Genomic DNA, 18,445 nt, shown 5'->3' on the forward strand with positions numbered 1-18,445 from the left:
ACAGGTGATCTTCGGTGGACACAAATTCTGTGTTCGCCATCGATCCACTGTGGGAGCGGGCTTGCTCGCGAATGGGCCCTGACAGGCACCATCAATCCCGTCTGCTAGAATCGGCCCCACTGACTCTACGAGGTGCACCCCATGAGCGAGCCGATTCGTCTGACCCAATACAGCCACGGCGCAGGATGCGGATGCAAAATCTCCCCTCAAGTGCTGGAAGTGATTCTGGCCGGCAGTGGCGCGCAGAACCTCGATCCAAACCTTTGGGTCGGCAACGCCTCGCGCGATGACGCGGCGGTGTACGCCATCGACGACGAGCGCGGCGTGGTCTCGACCACTGACTTCTTTATGCCGATTGTCGACGACCCGTTTGACTTCGGCCGCATCGCCGCGACCAACGCCATCAGCGACATCTACGCCATGGGCGGCGATCCGCTGATGGCGATTGCGATCCTCGGCTGGCCAGTCAATGTGCTGGCCCCGGAAATCGCCCGGGAAGTGATTCGCGGCGGCCGCTCGATTTGCGACGAAGCGGGCATTCCCCTGGCCGGCGGGCATTCCATCGACGCCCCGGAGCCGATCTTCGGCCTGGCCGTCACCGGGCTGGTGCAAAAACGCCACATGAAACGCAACGACACCGCCACCGCCGGTTGCCTCCTGTACCTGACCAAACCCCTGGGCATCGGCATCCTCACCACCGCCGAGAAGAAGGGCAAGTTGCGCAACGCCGACATCGGCCTGGCCCGCGACTGGATGTGCACCCTGAACAAACCCGGCAGCCGCTTCGGCAAACTCGACGGCGTGACGGCGATGACCGACGTCACCGGTTTCGGCTTGCTCGGGCACCTGGTGGAAATGGCCGACGGCAGCCGACTTACGGCTCGCATCGAATACGATCGCGTACCACGTCTGGCGGGCGTCGAGTACTACCTTGAACAGGGCTGTGTACCGGGCGGCACCTTGCGCAACTTCGACAGCTACGCGAGCAAACTCGGGCGTTTGCAGGAGCTGCACAAACGCGTGCTGTGCGATCCACAAACCAGTGGCGGCCTGCTGATCGCGGTCACGCCCGAGGGCAACGAACAGTTTCTCTCGGTCGCTGCCGAACTTGGCCTGAGCCTTGAGCCAATCGGCGAACTGGTAGAGCGACAGGCCAACGCGGTCGAGGTGTTTTGATGTCAATCGACTGCACCGATTACCGTGACATCTTTCTCAGCGACCGGCCCATGATGGATGCCCGTGCGCCGGTCGAATTTGCCAAGGGCTCGTTCCCCGGCGTGGTCAACCTACCGCTGATGAATGACCACGAGCGGCAACGCATCGGCACCTGCTACAAGCAGCACGGCCAGCAAGCGGCCATTGCGTTGGGGCATCAATTGGTGTCCGGCCAGATCAAGGCCGAGCGCCTACAGGCCTGGGCCGATTTTGCCCGGGCTCACCCTGAGGGATATTTGTATTGTTTTCGCGGCGGCTTGCGTTCGCAGATCGTCCAGCAGTGGCTCAAGGACGAGGCGGGCATCGACTATCCGCGCATCGGTGGTGGCTACAAGGCCATGCGTTCCTTTTTGCTTGAGACGACGGATCAAGCCGTGGCGCAGTGCGATTTCGTGTTGCTCGGCGGCATGACCGGCACCGGCAAGACCGAAGTGCTGACGCAGTTGAGCAACGGGTTGGACCTGGAAGGCTACGCCAATCATCGGGGTTCCAGCTTCGGCAAGCGCGCCACTGGCCAACCTTCCAATATCGATTTTGAAAACCGTCTGGCGGTGGATCTGCTGAAAAAGCGCGCCGGTGGCATCGAGCAGTTCGTGCTCGAAGACGAGAGTCGTGCGGTCGGCAGTTGTGCCTTGCCGCTGCCGCTGTATCAGGGCATGCAGCAGTTTCCGATGGTCTGGCTGGAAGACAGCCTGGAAGGGCGGGTCGAGCGGATCCTGCGGGATTACGTGGTGGACCTGTGTGCCGAGTTTATCGGCGTGCATGGCGAGGACGGCTTTGCGCTGTTTTCCGAGCGTTTGTTGGAAAGCCTGAACAATGTGCAGAAGCGCCTGGGCGGGGAACGTCATCGGCGTATGTTGATTCTGATGGAAGACGCCTTGGTGGAGCAGGCGCGTAGTGGCGCGGTGGACTTGCACCGGGGCTGGATCGAAGGGTTGCTGACTGAGTATTACGACCCGATGTATGGGTTTCAGCGGGAGAAGAAGGGCGCACGGATCGAGTTTTCCGGGGAGCGCGGGGCGGTGATTGAGTATCTGCGGGAGCGGGGTAGTCAGCGGGTTTGATGGTTGTTATTGCCGGCCTCATCGCGAGCAAGCTCGCTCCCACATTGGATCTGCGTCGTGCACAGAATCTGTGAACAATGAAGATCTCCTGTGCGAGCGAGCTTACTCGCGATGGGGCCCTTACAGGCGCTAAAAAACTTAAAGCAAAGCAGCCCCGATCAACCCGCTGATCACTCCAATCCCCATGGTCATCAGCGCCACACTCACCAACACCCGCGTATTGAAATCCTTCCGCAGCATCAGCAGCGAAGGCAGGCTGATGCTCGGCAGGGTCATCAGCAGTGCGACCGCCGGGGCGGTGCCCATGCCCAGGGTCATCATGGTTTGCACGATAGGGATTTCGGCGGCGGTCGGAATCACGAACAACGTGCCGATGATCGCCAGCGGCACCAGCCACAAAAGGCTGTTGGCCATGGCGCCATCGATGTGCGGGAACACCCAGACCCGCACCGCACCCAGCACCAGCACCGCCAGGATGTAGATCGGGATGGTGCTCCAGAACAGTTGCCAGATCGTCCGGCCCCAGCGAGTCAGGAACGGTTGCGCGTTGATCTCGCGGGCTTCGACCACCGCCTCGACAGCGGCTTCGGGCACGTTCTCCGGCCCGGCGATCCGCTGGGCCACCAGCGACACGCCAAACACCAGCACGATACCCGCCACCAACCTCAACGCGGTAAAGCCCCAGCCGAGTACGAAACCCATGAACACCAGCGTGGCGGGGTTGAGCACCGGGTTGCCGATCCAGAACGCCAGCGCGGCACCCACCGACACGTTCTGTCGGCGCATGCTCGCCGCCACCGGGGCCGCGCAGCACGAGCACATCATGCCCGGCAGCGCGAACAAGCCGCCGCGCAGGGTCGAGGCGAAACCGGCGCGGCCGAACAGGCGCAGCAGCCAGTCCCTGGGAATCAACACTTGCAGCAGGGAGCCGAGGATCACCGCCAGCACGGCGGCTTTCCAGATCGCCAGGAAATACACCTTGGCGTACGTCAGGGCGGCGATCAGTGGGTCGGATTGTTGGTCATTGATGATCGAGGCGCCGATGCTGTGGTTGTCAGCGGCGACGAAAGCCTTGAGGTAGTAGGGCGACCATTTGACGTAGTAGAGGCCGACACAGGCGACCAGCAGGAACAGCGCGGGTTTCCACCAGAACGACCAGCCCCGGGCGGGGACAGCTGTGGTTGAGAGAGACATGGCAGGGTTCCGGGCAATGGGGAGATCAGTTGATGATAGCCCAGCCCCTTCTTACCCGTGGTCCCGACAGAGTGTGGGACGTGGCAGACGTCTTACGTAGGACAGTTCTGCGAGCCGTTATCCAGCCCTTGTTTGTACGTGTGGCTGACCAGGCTGGCCTTGCCGTTGTGCCAGGTCAGGGTCAGTACATACAGGGAATCGTAGTCGCTGGACTCCCAGTCCTCGGTGATGTTCTGCTTCTTGCCCAGCGCGTCGCCGGCGACCTTGTTGATCAGCTCGGGCAGGTAGCCGTGGGACCAGGCGGTGTAGATGATCGAGTTGTGGTACTTGTCGTGCAGCAGTTCATCCGCCAGTTCGCTGGTGTCGTTGGCCGAATACTCGATGTTCACCGGCAACCCGAGCTTGATTGCGCTGGGGCTGATGGTCATCAGGGGGCGAATGTAACTGTAGGAATTGTCCAGTTCACCTTCCTCGACATTACGCGTCGGGTTGGCGGCGAACACATAGTTGGCCTTGCCGAATTTCTCTGGCAGTAACGTGGACAGGTTGATCGCACGGTTCAACCCCTGGCAATTGAGCTGACCCAGGCCGCCTTCGGGTTTTTCCGCGTGACGCAGGAATACCAGCGTCTGGGTGCCGTCGGCCGGTTGGGCGCGGCTTTCGCTGGACTCAAGCGACAGGAACAGCGCGCTGGCCGCCAGTAACGAAGGCAGGAAAATGTACGCGCGATGCTTGAAGCGTTGGGCGAATTTCAAGAGGTTCATCATTGAATAATGGATTCTTCAGCGCATTCGATTAAGGCTGACAAACCTTTACACCGCGCTCCCAGCGTCGGGTGTTTTCCATGTCGTTGTGCCGGTCCGTTTCCGTGAAGGGCATTGCTCAGAGTCCCCTGAAGCCCATTTGGTTCGATACCGGCGGTTTCGCAGCACTTTAGCCGCAACCTTCGACGGGATGGCTGAAGGTTAGCGACAGGATGTTTCGGATTTATGGATACCCGCATATTTCTGCGCCAGAAGGCCCCGGACCTACATTATGATCAGCGCTCCAATGTCTGCGTGGATGCTCCCATGACTGATCTCTCTGCGTTCCCGATCAACCAAAAATGGCCGGCCCAGTACCCCGACTGGATTCAGCTCTACTCCTTGCCGACCCCCAACGGCGTCAAGGTCTCGATCATGCTTGAAGAGATCGGCCTGCCGTATGAGCCGCACCGTGTGGGTTTCGAGACCAACGATCAGTTGTCGCCGGAGTTCATGTCCTTGAACCCCAACAACAAGATCCCGGCGATCATCGACCCCCACGGCCCAGGCGACCAGCCGCTGCCGCTGTTTGAGTCCGGGGCGATTCTGATCTACCTCGCCGACAAAAGTGGCCAGTTGCTGGCCCAGGAATCGGCGGCGCGCTATGAGACGATCCAGTGGTTGATGTTTCAGATGGGCGGTATCGGGCCGATGTTCGGCCAGGTCGGTTTCTTCAACAAGTTCGGCGGCAAGGACTACGAGGACAAGCGTCCGCGTGATCGCTACGTCGAAGAAAGCAAACGCCTGCTCAACGTGCTCGACAAACGTCTGGAAGGACGCGACTGGATCATGGGCGAGCGCTACACCATCGCGGATATCGCGACGTTCCCGTGGGTGCGCAACCTGATCGGTTTCTACGAGGCCGGTGATCTGGTGGGCATCCAGAATTTCCCCAATATCACACGGGTGCTGGAGCGCTTCCTGGCGCGGCCGGCGGTGATGCGCGGGCTGGAAATTCCCAAGTAAAGCTATTCAAGACCAAGGCAGGCCATGAGTTCTTTCAATTTCAAGCAAGTCGATGTTTTCAGCCAAACGCCGCTCAAAGGCAATCCGTTGGCGGTGGTGTTCGGCGCTGACCGGCTCAGTGATGAGCGCATGGCAGCGTTCGCGAGCTGGACCAATCTCAGCGAAACCACGTTCATTCTCGAGCCCCGGGACCCGCGAGCCGACTACCGGGTGCGGATCTTCACCACGCTGTCGGAACTGCCGTTCGCCGGGCATCCGACTCTGGGCACCTGCCACGCATGGCTTGAGGCCGGTGGCGTGCCCAAGGGTGATGAGATCATTCAGGAATGCGGCGTCGGGCTGGTGCGGATTCGTCGGCAAGGGGCTGAGCTGGCTTTTCTCGCGCCGCCGCTGCTTCGGACCGGGGCGGTGGATGCCGACGTGCTGGAGCGGGTGCGACGTGGGCTGCGGCTGGAGGAGGGAGCGATTGTTCGGGCGCAATGGGTTGATAACGGCGCTGGCTGGTTGGCGGTGATGGTCGAGGATCGGCAGCAGGTACTCGATGTGCAGCCGGATCATTCGCAAATGCTGGGTCTGGCGGTTGGCGTGATAGCGCCGTGGAATCCCGAGCGTGACGGTGATGGCGCCCAGTTCGAAGTCCGCGCGTTCATCTCCGGCGACGGCATGCCGGAAGACCCGGCCACCGGCAGCCTGAATGCGGGGATTGCCCAGTGGTTGCTCGGCGAAGGGCTCGCACCGGCGTCGTATGTAGTCAGCCAAGGCTTGACCATGGGCCGCGCGGGACGGATTCAGGTGGATCAGGTCGGGGATGAGATCTGGATCGGCGGCGCGGTGGTGACCTGTATCGCCGGGACGCTGAGTCTGTAGCTGTCCAAATACAAATCCCCTGTGGGAGCGGGCTTGCTCGCGAAGGCGGTGCATCAGTCAATACATGTGACGACTGACACAATGCCTTCGCGAGCAAGCCCGCTCCCACATGGGTCTAGCGTCGTTCATATGATGTGAGCTCGACACAAAACTCCTGTGGGAGCGAGCCTGCTCGCGAATGCGGTGGGCCAGTCACCTGGATGTTGGATGTGCGACCGTCTTCGCGAGCAGGCTCGCTCCCACAAGGGGGATTGTTGCGAGGCTGGTAAGGGTTTGTTCCGCACTTGAGGTTTGTGTCCTGCGCCTGACAGGGCATAAGCTTCTCCCCCTACGACTTTTGTCTCAGGAAAACCCATGTCCAGCCAGTTCCCCGAAGCACGTCCACGCCGTCTGCGCCGCAATGCGAGCCTGCGCAGCCTGTTCCAGGAAACCGAGTTCAGCCTGAACGATCTGGTGCTGCCGATTTTCGTCGAGGAAGAAATTGACGACTTCGTGCCGATCAAAAGCATGCCCGGTGTGATGCGGATTCCCGAGTCGAAACTGGCCGGCGAGATCGAGCGGTATGCCCGTGCCGGGATCAAGTCGGTGATGACTTTCGGCGTGTCCCATCACCTGGATAGCAGCGGCAGCGACACCTGGAACGATAACGGCCTGGTATCGCGCATGTCGCGCATCGCCAAGGACGCGGTGCCGGAGATGATCGTGATGTCCGACACCTGCTTCTGCGAATACACCGATCACGGCCATTGCGGCGTGCTGCACAATCATGAAGTCGACAACGACAAAACCCTGATCAACCTCGGCAAACAAGCCGTGGCCGCGGCCCGTGCCGGCGCTGATGTGATCGCGCCGTCGGCGGCGATGGACGGTCAGGTCCAGGCGATTCGCCGGGCGCTGGACGAAGCTGGTTTCACCCAGACCGCGATCATGGCCTACTCGACCAAATTTGCCTCGGCACTCTACGGCCCGTTCCGCGAAGCCGGCGGCAGTGCGTTGAAAGGCGACCGCAAAAGCTACCAGATGAACCCGATGAACCGCCGCGAAGCCGTGCGCGAATCGCTGCTGGACGAGCAGGAAGGCGCCGATGCGCTGATGGTCAAACCGGCCGGCGCCTACCTGGACATCATCCGCGACATCCGCGAAGTTTCGCGTTTGCCGCTGTCGGCGTATCAGGTCAGCGGCGAATACGCGATGATCAAATTCGCCGCTCAGGCCGGGGCGATTGATGAAGATCGCGTGGTGCGTGAAAGCCTCGGCGCCATCAAACGAGCCGGCGCGGACCTGATCTTCACCTACTTCGCCATGGACCTGGCCCTGGCCGGGATCTAACCAACACCGCATCTCCCTGGGGAGCAGTTTTTTGTGGCGAGGGGGCTTGCCCCCGTTGGGCTGCGAAGCGGCCCTTGCCCCGGTCACCGCGATACTTCAGACGAACTGCGTATACCGAATTTACGACTGCTGTGCAGCCGAACGGGGGCAAGCCCCCTCGCCACAGGGACTGGTTGTGAGTCTAAAAATCGGGTTCAGCCAAAAAACGGCCGTATCCCGTGATCCCGGAAGTACCGGTCGATCACTTTCGGATCAGCACTGTTATCGGCAATCGCCACATAGGTATCCGGCCTTAACAGATAAAAACCGTTGCGCGCCAACCCGGCGGTATCAAACGCCGGCCGCCAGTCGAACACATGCAACGGCAAATGATGCTCGATGCACCAGTCGATCATTTCGTCGCTGGTGTCGCCGTACACATGCACCTGCCACGCGGGGTTTTTCAGCGGTTCGTAGTTGTCGCCTTCGCCATCGTGGGCCCAGGGCAGGCGGTCGCCGCCGTGGACGTGGCCCGCAGTGCCTTCGCTCAACGGCATGCCGCGATAGTTGAGGGTGATCTGCGACACGGTGCGGAACAGGAACTCCCGGCTCGCGCCGAACGAGGTCATTTTGGGGATCAGGAACGGTGCCAGCCGCGTGCGCAGCAGGTCGGCGACTTTGCCTTCGGCGGTGACGAAGCTGAACACCCGGTCGGTGGTGGACACCAGGCGCCGGGCGAAGGCGATGCGTTCGGTTTCGTAGCTGTCGAGCAGTTTCGCGGTGGCGGCGCCGCTCAGAACCGCAGCGAGTTTCCAGGCCAGGTTGATTGCGTCGCCGATCCCGGTGTTCATGCCCTGGCCACCCGCAGGGCTGTGGACATGGGCCGCGTCGCCGAGCAGAAACGCGCGATCACGGCGGAAAAACTCCGCGACCCGGTGATGCACGCGGTAGGTCGAGAACCAGTTCACCTGTTCAATCCTGACCTTCAAATGCTCGATGGCCCGGCTGCTGACGTCTTCGAATGCAAGGGTTTCGGCATGCTCGGCACGTTCGTCGCGCACGGTGCCGATCAACCGCGCATGACCTTCGCTGGCCAGGGGAAACACCGCGAGAAAGTCCGCTTCATCAAGGTCTACGTGCAGTTCGCCGTTGAACGCCGGGCCGCTCGCCTGAACATCCGCCACGTAGAAAATCTGTTGGTAGGTGCCGCCGGGAAATCCGCTGTCGAGGGTCTTGCGCACGATCGACCGGGCGCCGTCGCAACCCGCGATATAACAGGCCTGGCAGGTTTCTTCCTGGCCATCGGGCAGGCGTAACTGCGCGGTGATGCCGTCGCCGGTTTCCGTGAAGTTTTCCAGTGCGGTATCGCGTTCCACGCGGACGCCAAAGGTTGCGAGGCGTTCGATCAACAACGCTTCGTGTTCGTCCTGGGGAAAGATTTCCAGGAAGGCATAAGGCGTCAGGCCCTCGCCAATCCGGGTCAACGGCAGGCGCGCCACGGCTTCGCCCTTGACCCAGAAATTCGCTGCCGCTACTCGATGACCGTTTTGTACGATGGCGTCGGCGAGGTCGAGTTGACGGTATAACTCAAGGGTCCGCGCCTGCACGGCCAGGGCCCGCGAGGTGGTACCGGGGGCCGAGGTCTTGTCGATGATGCGCACCTGGATGCCGAGCTTGCTCAGCCACAGCGCCAGCACCAGACCGGTCGGCCCGGCGCCGATGATCAGCACGTCACTTCGGTTCATGGGGGCACTCTCCGAAAGGTGGGTCGGACAAGTATGGTTCAGACAAGACAATCAAGCCTGGGCAAACACAAAACCCCTTGTGGGAGCGGGCTTGCTCGCGAAAGCGGTGTTTCAGTCAATAAATGTGGTGACTGATCCACCGCCTTCGCGAGCAAGCCCGCTCCCACAGGAGGTTTGTGTTTGACATGTTTTTGTGGCCAACAAAAAAGGCCCCGCAGCGCTAAAACTGCGGGGCCTTTTCATTGCGCGGCGGTGCTTAGAAGTCGATGGTGCCTGACAACTTCGCGACGCGCGGTTCGCCCTGGGTAAGGTAGCCGGCCTGTGCCGATTCCCAGTACTTCTCGTTCGCCAGGTTCTCGACGTTCAGGCGCAGGGTGATGTCCTTCTGATCGACTTTGAAGCCATAACGAGCGCCAGCGTCGAAGCGGTTCCAGGTCGGCAGGCTGAGGTTGTTTGCCGCGTCGGCGTATTGGCCGCCGGTGCGCAACATCCGTGCGTTCAGCGCTACGCCTTGCAGGCCCGGCACGTCCCAATCCACACCAGCGTTGAACTGGAAGGTCGGTACGCCGATGGCGCGGTTGCCGTCGTTGGCGCCGTTCTGGGTGTTCTTCAGTTCGGTGTCCATCAGGGTCAGGCCGCTGATCAGGCGCAGACCTTCGATCGGTTCGCCAAAGACATTCAGCTCGACGCCCTTGTTGATCTGTTCACCTTGGCGAACATACTCCGCCGTGGTGGCGCTGGTGATGACCGAATAACCATCGCTCGGCTGCTCGATGCGGTACACGCCGAGGCTCGCGCCGTAGGTGCCCATGTCGACTTTGACACCGGCTTCGATCTGTTTCGAGCGGGCCGGGGCGAACGCCTGGTTGCCGTTGGTCACGATGCGGCTGCCAGACGTGGTCGGCGAGGTCGGGCCTTGGGCCAGGCCTTCGATGCGGTTGGCATAGAACGACACGTGGTCCCAAGGCTTGAACACCAGGCCATAGACCGGCGTGGTGATCGATTCGTCGTAAGCCGTGGTGCGGCTGCCGGAACCGTAAGGCGCGTAGCCGTAGCCTTGAACCACCAATTGTTGGCGACGCAGGCCGACGGTCAGCAACAGTCGGTCATCGAAGAAGCCGAGGGTGTCGGACACCGCGCCGCTGCGGGCGAAGGTCTTGCCGACGATGCCTGGGTCGCTCAAGTCGCCGCCGGAGAAGTTGCCGACGGGCGAGGGCGTTTCCACCGGATGGTAGATGTTGTTCGAGTAGCGGGTCAGGTCGAAATCGTAGGCACTGCGCTGTTCGGTCCAGATACCGGCCAGGCCGAAATTCAGCTTGTGGGTGACCGGGCCGGTGGCGAATCGGCCGTTGAGGCCGGCCATGACGCTGGTGTTGTCTTCATCGTGCGGGATGAACGAACCGGTGGTGGTCGAGGCTCCGTCGTTGCCCACCAGCGTGGTGGAGTTGTAGCGCCCGACTTCACGGGTGTGTTTGGCGCCGCCAGCGGCGTAGGCGGTCCAGTTGTCGTTCAGGTCGTACTCGGCGCGCAGCATGCCGAAGGTGTCTTCAATGTCGGTGAAACCCCACTTCGGCGCGTAGTTGGTATCGGCCGATGGCGCATCTGGAATGTGCGTGGTGTTGCCCAGGTTGACCGTGTTGCGACCACCGTTGACGCGTTCTTTCTGGTAAGCGAAATCGCCGGAAATGCGCAGGGCGTCACCGCGATAATCGAGGCCGATGGAGAACAGTTTCGAGCGCTGGTTTTCGTGGTCGATGCCGGTGTCGCCTTCGCGCTGGGCCAGGTTGACCCGCGCACCGAAACGGTTGTCTTCACCGAAGCGCTGACCAAGATCGAGGTGCTGACCGACGCGGCCTTCGTCGTTGATGTCGGTGGTGAAGCGGCGGGTTGGTACATCACCGGCGCGCTTGGGTTGCAGGTTGACGCCGCCGCCGATGCCGGAGCCGGTCGGGGTCACGCCGTTGATAAAGGCGTTCGGGCCTTTGAACACTTCCACGCGCTCCAGGGCGTCGGTGGAAATGATCTGCCGTGGCAACACGCCGTACAGGCCGTTATAGGAAATGTCGTCACCGGTCAGGGGCAAGCCGCGGATCATGAAAATCTGTGCCTGGTTGGAGAAACCCGAGGCCTGGCGCACCGACGAATCGTTGAGCAGCACGTCGGCGACGTCTTCGGCCTGTTGGTCCTGGATCAGTTGCTCGGTGTAGGAAGTCATGGTGAATGGCACGTCCATCATGTCCTGATTGCCCAATACACCCAACTGACCGCCGCGTGCTACCTGACCGCCGGCATAGACCGGGGGCAGGGCGGCTGTCGCGGTCGGGGCCTGGGCGTTGACGTTGACTTCATCCAGCACCAGCGCTTTGCCATCGTTGTCGGTGGTTGCGGCGTGAGCAGAGACGGACAGGGCGCAAAACAAGGCGAGAAGGGTCGGGCGAAAGGGAACGCCGAGTCGGGCTGGAGTGGGCATGTTCGATCCTGGCGGCGCGCCGCCGATGAGAAAAGAGATAACGGCGCGGGGAACTCCTTGCGCAAATACGACTCCAGGCGCAAATGATATGTTTTCTCAGTAACGTTTCGCAATGAGTTTGTCGTTGGCGGATGCAATCCCCCTGTGGGAGCGGGCTTGCTCGCGAAGGCGGCCTGTCAGTCACCACATGTATTGACTGATACACCGCCTTCGCGAGCAAGCCCGCTCCCACAGGGTATGTGTTGGGTGAAAGAATGGTGTAGAACAGCCGCCAATGACCGCAGTCATAGCCTGCACCTGGCCATTGATCGTATGGTTAACCCGGTTAAACGGACTTTATGGAGCAACATGCACGCCCACCGATTGATCATCAGCCTCGCTGCCTTGTTGGTTTTGGCCGGTTGCGGCACCCGGCAGGCTCAGGAAGCACCGGCCCGCAAGCCCGCCGAGGTGAAGGCGCAGATCGTGCGGCTATTGCCGGCGAAAACCGCTGACCGCGAGGGCTGGGCGACGGATATCTACGCGGCGTTTGCGGCCCAGGAGATTTCCCCGACCACGCAAAACCTGTGTGCGGTACTCGCCGTCACCGAGCAGGAATCAACCTTCCAGGTCGATCCACCGGTGCCGGGCCTGGGCAAGATCGCCCGGGACGAGATCGACCGCCGCGCTGCCAAGGCGCATATCCCCGGCCTGTTGGTGAGCGGTGCCTTGCAGGTAAGTTCGCCCAACGGCAAAAGTTACAGCGACCGGCTCAATGCGGCCCGCAGTGAAAAAGAACTGAGCGCGATTTTCGATGACTTCATCGGCATGGTCCCTATGGGGCGGACGCTGTTTGGTGGTTTCAACCCGGTGCACACCGCCGGGCCGATGCAGGTCAGCATCGAATTCGCCGAGCAGGAAACACGCAATTATCCGTACCCGGTGACTGGCTCGATTCGCCATGAGGTCTTCACCCGTCGCGGCGGACTGTACTTCGGCATTGCGCACTTGCTCGGTTACCCGGTGAGTTACACCCAGCCGCTGTATCGCTTTGCCGATTTCAATGCCGGGTGGTACGCCAGCCGTAATGCGGCGTTCCAGAATGCCGTCAGCCGTGCGTCGGGCATCCCGCTGGCGCTGGACGGTGATTTGATTCGCTACGACTCGATCATGCCCGGCACCACGGAACTGGCAGTACGCACCCTCGGCAAGCAATTGGGCATGCGCAATCCGACGATTCGCGATCAATTGGAAACGGGTAAAAGCCTGGAGTTCGAGGAGACGAGGCTCTATCAGAAGGTCTTTGCCTTGGCGGACAAGGCTGAAGGGCGGCAATTGCCGCGTGCGATGTTGCCGGGGATTACGCTGGAAAGCCCGAAAATCACCCGCAAACTGACGACGGCGTGGTTCGCCAAACGGGTTGATGAGCGGTATCAGCGGTGTATGGCGAAGGGGCGTTGAAGATCAAAAGATCGCAGCCTTCGGCAGCTCCTGCACGAGCATTGCGTACCCCTGTTGGAGTTGCCGATGGACCACGACAAAACACGCTCCCTGTAGCAGCTGGCGAAGCCTGCGTTCGGCTGCGAAGCAGTCGCGAAATAAGCCCACGCGGTGCTTCCGGGACACCGTGCACTCAGGTTTTACGACTGCTTCGCAGCCGAACGCAGGCTTCGCCAGCTGCTACAGGTTGGGTTTAAGGCACGAAAAAGCCCGGCTGATCAGGCCGGGCTTTTTGTTGAGTATCGCGATGAAACCATTCATTTATGCGGTGCGGTTTTGGATCAGACGGTCGGAGCCACCTTCAGCAACGCGTTTTTCCAGCAGACGATCCGAACCACCTTCGGCTACGCGGTTCTCGATCAGACGGTCGGAACCACCTTCGGCAACGCGTTTTTCGATCAGACGATCCGAGCCACCTTCTGCAACGCGTTTTTCGATCAACCGATCCGAACCACCTTCAGCGACGCGTTTTTCGATCAGACGATCCGAGCCACCTTCAGCCACACGATTCTCGATCAAGCGATCCGAACCACCCTCAGCCACGCGGCTTTCAATCAGGCGATCCGAGCCGCCTTCGGCGATCATTGTGCGAGAAGGCGCGGCAAAAGCGTTTACTGCGAAAACCGAGAAAGCGATGCTGAGAAGGATTTGGCGTTTCATGATCGTGTGCTCCGGGTGTTTTTAGTTGGGTATGGAGCGGATGTTACGCCGGGGATTTTTTATGAGAACTTCATTGACGTGATGGTGACCATCGACGGCAATGATGGTTGGGACCAGGCACCTCTCGCGGGCGTGATGATGCGGTCGTCGGCGGGGCCCGACGGGGTCGATGACGGGTTCTACACTGGATAGCTGGCGCATGCCTTTGTCCCTGAGGAGCCGATCATGAATGCCAGTTTCTATGTGCCCGCCCAAACCGGCCTGTTGCTGGTGGATCCGTATAACGACTTCCTCAGCGAAGGCGGCAAACTCCATGGTCGTGCGAAACCGGTGGCCGACAGCGTCGGTACCCTGGCCAACCTGAAAGCTGTAGTGGCGGCTGTGCGCAAGGCCGGCATGCAGGTGTTCTATGTGCCGCATCACCGCGCCGAACCCGACGACCTGGCGCGCTGGAAACACCCCGGCCCCTCGCAACTGCGCGCCAGTCACGCCCAAGTGTTTGCCGCCGGAGAGTGGGGCGGGGAATGGCACCCGGATTTTCAGCCTGAGCCCGGCGATGTCATCGTCAAGGAACACTGGGCCAGCAGTGGTTTTGCCAATACCGATCTGGATTTCCTGCTCAAGCAGCACGGTATCGACAAGGTGATCATCGTGGGAATGCTCGCCAACACCTGCATCGAAACCACCGGCAAGTTCGCCGCTGAACTGGGCTACCACGTGACTCTGGTACGCGATGCCACCGCAGCATTCAGCGCCGAAGCCATGCACGCCGCGCATGAGATCAACGGGCCGACGTATGCCCATTCGATAGTCACCACGCAGGAGTTGATTGCGGTGCTCGGTTGAGCGACGCGGTCTCCTGTGGGAGCGGGCTTGCTCGCGAAGGCCGCATGCCAGCCATCATCCATGTTGAATGTGCCGCCGCTTTCGCGAGCAAGCCCGCTCCCACAAGAATCAGGTGATGGGCATTGCCGCCGGTCTCGTTGAATCTGGCCGCTTGAGGCCCGAGGCCGCGAGCAACTCCCGCGTATACGGATGCTGCGGCGCCGAAAAAATCTCCCGCGATGACCCTTGCTCCACCACCTTGCCATCCTTGATCACGATCAAGTCATGGGCCAGCGCGTGCACCACTGCCAGGTCATGGCTGATAAACAAATACGTCAACCCATGGCGTATCTGCAATTCCCTGAGCAAGGCCACCACCTGCTTTTGCACGGTGCGATCCAGCGCCGAGGTCGGTTCATCCAGCAGGATCAGCGCCGGTTCCAGCACCAGCGCCCGGGCGATGGAGATGCGTTGGCGCTGGCCGCCAGAGAATTCATGGGGATAGCGATGACGGCTTTGCGGATCGAGGCCGACTTCTTTCAGTACGCGTATCACCGCCGCCTCACGCTCCGCCGGCGTGCCGATGCCGTGGGTCAGCAAGCCTTCGGCGATGATCTGCTCCACCGACATCCTCGGGCTCAGACTGCCGAACGGGTCCTGAAACACCACCTGCATCTGCCGCCGCAATGGCCGCATCAAGCGCTGATTGAGAATGCTCAATTCCTTGTTGCCAAAGCGGATGCCGCCCTCGGATTCCACCAGCCGCAAAATCGCTTGGCCGAGGGTCGATTTGCCCGAACCGGACTCACCCACAATGCCCAGCGTCTTGCCGCGATGCAGGCTCAAACTGACCCCGTCCACGGCTTTGATGTAATCCTGCGTGCGGCTGAACAGCGCTTTGGGTAACGCGAACCAGACCTTGAGGTTGTCCACTTCCAGCAGGTTATGGTTGTACTCGCTGGGCACCGGCGCGCCGGTCGGCTCAGCTTCGATCAACAAGCGGCTGTAGGGATGCTGCGGGGCCCGGAACAACGTCTCGCAATCGGCCTGCTCGACGATTTCGCCCTCGCGCATCACGCACACCCGCTGGGCGATCCGTCGCACCAGATTCAGGTCATGGCTGATCAGCAATAGCGACATGCCCAGGCGCTGCTGCAACTCGATCAGCAGTTCCAGAATTTTCTGCTGCACCGTCACGTCCAGCGCGGTGGTGGGTTCGTCGGCGATCAACAATTCCGGTTCGTTGGCCAGGGCCATGGCGATCATCACTCGCTGGCGCTGGCCGCCGGACAACTGATGCGGATACGCCTTGAGCCGTTTGTGCGGCTCACGAATGCCCACCAGTTCCAGCAGCTCCAAAGTCCGTGCTTTGGCGGCGCGATCCTTCAAACCTTTGTGGATTTCCAGCACTTCGCTGACTTGTTTCTCGACGGTGTGCAGCGGGTTCAGCGAGGTCATCGGCTCCTGGAAAATCATCGCGATCCGGTTGCCGCGCAAACCACGCAATCGGGCTTCGCTGGCGTGCACCAGATCCACGCCGTTGTAACAAATACTGCCCGAGGTCGAGACGGATTTACCCGGCAGCAGCCGCAGGATCGAGTGCGCCGTTACCGACTTGCCCGAGCCCGACTCACCCACCAGTGCCAGGCACTCGCCGCGACGGATATCCAGGTCCAGCCCATGCACCACTTCCTGGCCACCGAAGGCGACGCGCAGGTTACGAATTTCAATCAGGTTGTCGTTCATGTCAGCTCCGGGATCAAGATCGTGGATCAAACGCATCGCGGCAGGCCTCACCGATAAACACCAGCAACGAAAGAATCAGCGCCAGGGCAAAGAACGCCGTCAGCCCCAGCCAGGGTGCTTGCAGGTTGCGCTTGGCCTGGCCGATCAACTCGCCCAGCGACGCCGTGCCGGCGGGCATGCCGAAGCCGAGAAAATCCAGAGCGGTGAGGGTGGCGATGGCGCCGGTCAAAATGAACGGCAGGTAGGTCAGGGTCGATGTCATTGCGTTCGGCAGGATATGCCGACACATCAGCTCGCTGTCGGTCAGACCCAGGGCTCGCGCGGCTTTCACATACTCCAGGCTGCGGCCGCGCAGGAACTCGGCGCGCACCACGTCCACCAGTGCCAGCCAGGAGAACAGCGCCATAATCCCCAATAACCACCAGAAACTCGGCGAGACGAAGCCCGACAAAATGATCAGCAGATAAAGCACCGGCAGCCCTGACCAGATCTCCAACAGTCGCTGGCCGATCAGATCCACCCAACCGCCGTAATACCCCTGCAAGGCCCCGGCGACGATGCCCACCACCGCGCTGATCGCGGTCAGGACCAAGGCAAACAGGATCGAGATACGCGTGCCGAAAATCACCCGCGCCAACACGTCCCGGGCCTGGTCATCGGTGCCCAGCCAATTGCTGGCTGACGGCGGACTGGGGGCCGGTTCTGTCAGGTCATAGTTGACCGTGTCGTAGCTGAACGGGATCGGTGGAAACAGCATCCAGCCACCCTGGCCTTCGATCAGGTTGTGCACGTAGGCACTGGCGTAATCCGGCTGGAACGGCAATTCGCCGCCGAAGGTGATTTCGTCGTAGTCCTCAATGATCGGGAAGTACCAGGCGCCGTGGTAATGCACGATCAACGGCTTGTCGTTGGCGATCAGTTCGCCGCCCAGGCACAACAGGCACAGGCCGATGAAGATCCATAATGACCAGCGTCCGCGACGGTTGGCCTTGAAGTGCGCGATGCGCCGTTTGCCCAATGGCGACAGTGTGAACATCAGGCAGTCCTCGCCGAGAAATCAATGCGCGGGTCTAGCAGGGTGTAGCAGAGGTCACCGATCAACTTGATCAACAGGCCGAACAGGGTGAACAGAAACAGCGCGCCGAACACCACGGGATAGTCCCGGGACACGGCGGCTTCGTAGCTCATGCGTCCCAGGCCATCGAGGTTGAAGATGGTTTCGATCAACAACGAACCGGCGAAAAACACCTCGATCAATGCCTGGGGAATTCCGGCCACCACCAGCAGCATCGCGTTGCGAAACACGTGGCCGTAGAGCACGCGACGCTCGGTCAAACCCTTGGCCCGGGCGGTAATCACGTACTGACGGCTGATCTCGTTGAGGAAGCTGTTTTTGGTGAGGATTGTCAGTGTCGCGAAACCGCCGATCACCAGCGCCGTCACCGGCAATACCAGGTGCCAGAGGTAATCGCCGACCTTGCCCAAGGGGCTGAGGCTGTCGAAGTTGTCCGACACCAGCCCTTGTACCGGGAACCAGTTGACGTAGCTGCCGCCGGCGAACACCACGATCAGCAGGATCGCAAACAGGAACGCCGGCATCGCGTAACCGACAATGATCGCGGTGCTGGTCCAGACGTCGAACGCGCTGCCGTTCCTGATCGCCTTGCGCACGCCCAATGGAATCGAGATCAGGTACGTGATCAAGGTTGCCCAGAGCCCGAGGGAGATCGACGTCGGCAGTTTTTGCAGGATCAGGTCAGTGACCTTGGCCCCGCGAAAGAAGCTGTTGCCCAGGTCCAGTTGTGCATAGTTCTTGAGCATCAGCCACAACCGTTCATGCATCGGTTTGTCGAAACCGTAGTGATGCTTGATCTCCTCGATCAGCGCCGGGTCGAGGCCACGACTGCTGCGCCCGGCACCGCCGACGGCGGACACCTCGCCACCGCTGCCGCCCATGACGTTGCCGCCAAAACCTTGCAGGCGCGCGATGGCCTGTTCCACCGGACCGCCCGGGGCGGCCTGCACGATCAAGAAGTTGACCACCAGAATGCACAGCAATGTCGGGATGATCAGCAGCAAGCGACGACTCATATAACGCCACAT

General features: G+C 61.0%; 15 protein-coding genes. 7 read left to right on the forward strand and 8 right to left on the reverse strand.

Annotation, left to right across the window (positions count from 1 at the left end):
- The first annotated feature begins 141 nt into the window (after nucleotides 1-141).
- Together selD and mnmH are read left to right on the forward strand one after the other, a co-directional pair.
- On the forward strand, nucleotides 142-1,176 hold the full coding sequence (gene selD, locus NK667_RS05775) for a selenide, water dikinase SelD (RefSeq protein ID WP_054617303.1): 1,035 nt from the start codon (nucleotides 142-144) through the stop codon (nucleotides 1,174-1,176).
- A complete protein-coding gene (gene mnmH, locus NK667_RS05780) occupies nucleotides 1,176-2,279 on the forward strand; it encodes a tRNA 2-selenouridine(34) synthase MnmH (protein WP_054617302.1) in 1,104 nt (367 codons plus the stop codon). The genes selD and mnmH overlap by 1 nt, the downstream gene beginning before the upstream one ends.
- 138 nt (nucleotides 2,280-2,417) lie before the next feature.
- On the opposite strand, the gene NK667_RS05785 is transcribed toward mnmH, so the two are convergent.
- Together NK667_RS05785 and NK667_RS05790 are read right to left on the reverse strand one after the other, a co-directional pair.
- Nucleotides 2,418-3,473: a permease gene (locus tag NK667_RS05785; protein ID WP_054051616.1), complete on the reverse strand. Its 1,056-nt coding sequence runs from the start codon at nucleotides 3,471-3,473 to the stop codon at nucleotides 2,418-2,420.
- Between the two features lie 92 nt (nucleotides 3,474-3,565).
- The gene (locus NK667_RS05790; RefSeq protein ID WP_054051618.1) at nucleotides 3,566-4,240 is read right to left on the reverse strand and encodes a hypothetical protein; all 675 of its coding nucleotides are present in this window, start codon (nucleotides 4,238-4,240) and stop codon (nucleotides 3,566-3,568) included.
- Nucleotides 4,241-4,543: 303 nt separating this feature from the next.
- Between NK667_RS05790 and NK667_RS05795 the strand changes: the two genes are divergently transcribed.
- From NK667_RS05795 to hemB, 3 genes are all read left to right on the forward strand, one after another.
- Entirely contained in the window at nucleotides 4,544-5,242 is a 699-nt protein-coding gene (locus tag NK667_RS05795; protein WP_054617386.1) for a glutathione S-transferase family protein, read from the forward strand.
- A gap of 24 nt (nucleotides 5,243-5,266) precedes the next feature.
- The gene (locus NK667_RS05800; protein WP_054617301.1) at nucleotides 5,267-6,109 is read left to right on the forward strand and encodes a PhzF family phenazine biosynthesis protein; all 843 of its coding nucleotides are present in this window, start codon (nucleotides 5,267-5,269) and stop codon (nucleotides 6,107-6,109) included.
- Between the two features lie 354 nt (nucleotides 6,110-6,463).
- Nucleotides 6,464-7,438 (forward strand): porphobilinogen synthase, encoded by a 975-nt coding sequence (hemB, locus tag NK667_RS05805; RefSeq protein ID WP_054051622.1) that lies wholly within the window; start codon nucleotides 6,464-6,466, stop codon nucleotides 7,436-7,438.
- Nucleotides 7,439-7,632: 194 nt separating this feature from the next.
- On the opposite strand, the gene NK667_RS05810 is transcribed toward hemB, so the two are convergent.
- Both NK667_RS05810 and NK667_RS05815 read right to left on the reverse strand, forming a co-directional pair.
- Nucleotides 7,633-9,162, reverse strand: coding sequence for an FAD-dependent oxidoreductase (locus tag NK667_RS05810; protein ID WP_054617300.1), 1,530 nt, complete (start codon nucleotides 9,160-9,162; stop codon nucleotides 7,633-7,635).
- 256 nt (nucleotides 9,163-9,418) lie between these two features.
- Nucleotides 9,419-11,632: a TonB-dependent receptor gene (locus tag NK667_RS05815; protein ID WP_054617299.1), complete on the reverse strand. Its 2,214-nt coding sequence runs from the start codon at nucleotides 11,630-11,632 to the stop codon at nucleotides 9,419-9,421.
- Between the two features lie 348 nt (nucleotides 11,633-11,980).
- Here NK667_RS05815 and NK667_RS05820 point away from each other — a divergent pair, with 348 nt between their 5' ends.
- Nucleotides 11,981-13,072 carry a DUF1615 domain-containing protein gene (locus NK667_RS05820; protein ID WP_054617298.1) on the forward strand — a complete coding sequence of 364 codons (1,092 nt, stop codon included), beginning with the start codon at nucleotides 11,981-11,983 and terminating at the stop codon, nucleotides 13,070-13,072.
- Between the two features lie 300 nt (nucleotides 13,073-13,372).
- Here the strand turns inward: NK667_RS05820 and NK667_RS05825 are convergent, their stop codons facing one another.
- Complete coding sequence (locus tag NK667_RS05825) at nucleotides 13,373-13,771, reverse strand: hypothetical protein (RefSeq protein WP_054617297.1); 399 nt, start codon at nucleotides 13,769-13,771, stop codon at nucleotides 13,373-13,375.
- Nucleotides 13,772-13,996: 225 nt separating this feature from the next.
- Between NK667_RS05825 and NK667_RS05830 the strand changes: the two genes are divergently transcribed.
- Nucleotides 13,997-14,617: a cysteine hydrolase family protein gene (locus NK667_RS05830; protein WP_054617296.1), complete on the forward strand. Its 621-nt coding sequence runs from the start codon at nucleotides 13,997-13,999 to the stop codon at nucleotides 14,615-14,617.
- A 108-nt stretch (nucleotides 14,618-14,725) separates the two neighbouring features.
- On the opposite strand, the gene NK667_RS05835 is transcribed toward NK667_RS05830, so the two are convergent.
- From NK667_RS05835 to NK667_RS05845, 3 genes are read right to left on the reverse strand one after another with little or no spacing between them, the layout of a single operon-like run.
- Entirely contained in the window at nucleotides 14,726-16,342 is a 1,617-nt protein-coding gene (locus NK667_RS05835) for an ABC transporter ATP-binding protein (protein WP_054617295.1), read from the reverse strand.
- A gap of 13 nt (nucleotides 16,343-16,355) precedes the next feature.
- Complete coding sequence (locus tag NK667_RS05840) at nucleotides 16,356-17,378, reverse strand: ABC transporter permease (RefSeq protein WP_054050652.1); 1,023 nt, start codon at nucleotides 17,376-17,378, stop codon at nucleotides 16,356-16,358.
- A complete protein-coding gene (locus NK667_RS05845; protein ID WP_054617294.1) occupies nucleotides 17,378-18,445 on the reverse strand; it encodes a microcin C ABC transporter permease YejB in 1,068 nt (355 codons plus the stop codon). The genes NK667_RS05840 and NK667_RS05845 overlap by 1 nt, the downstream gene beginning before the upstream one ends.

Source organism: Pseudomonas nunensis (assembly GCF_024296925.1).
In the GTDB taxonomy this organism is placed as follows: domain Bacteria; phylum Pseudomonadota; class Gammaproteobacteria; order Pseudomonadales; family Pseudomonadaceae; genus Aquipseudomonas; species Aquipseudomonas nunensis.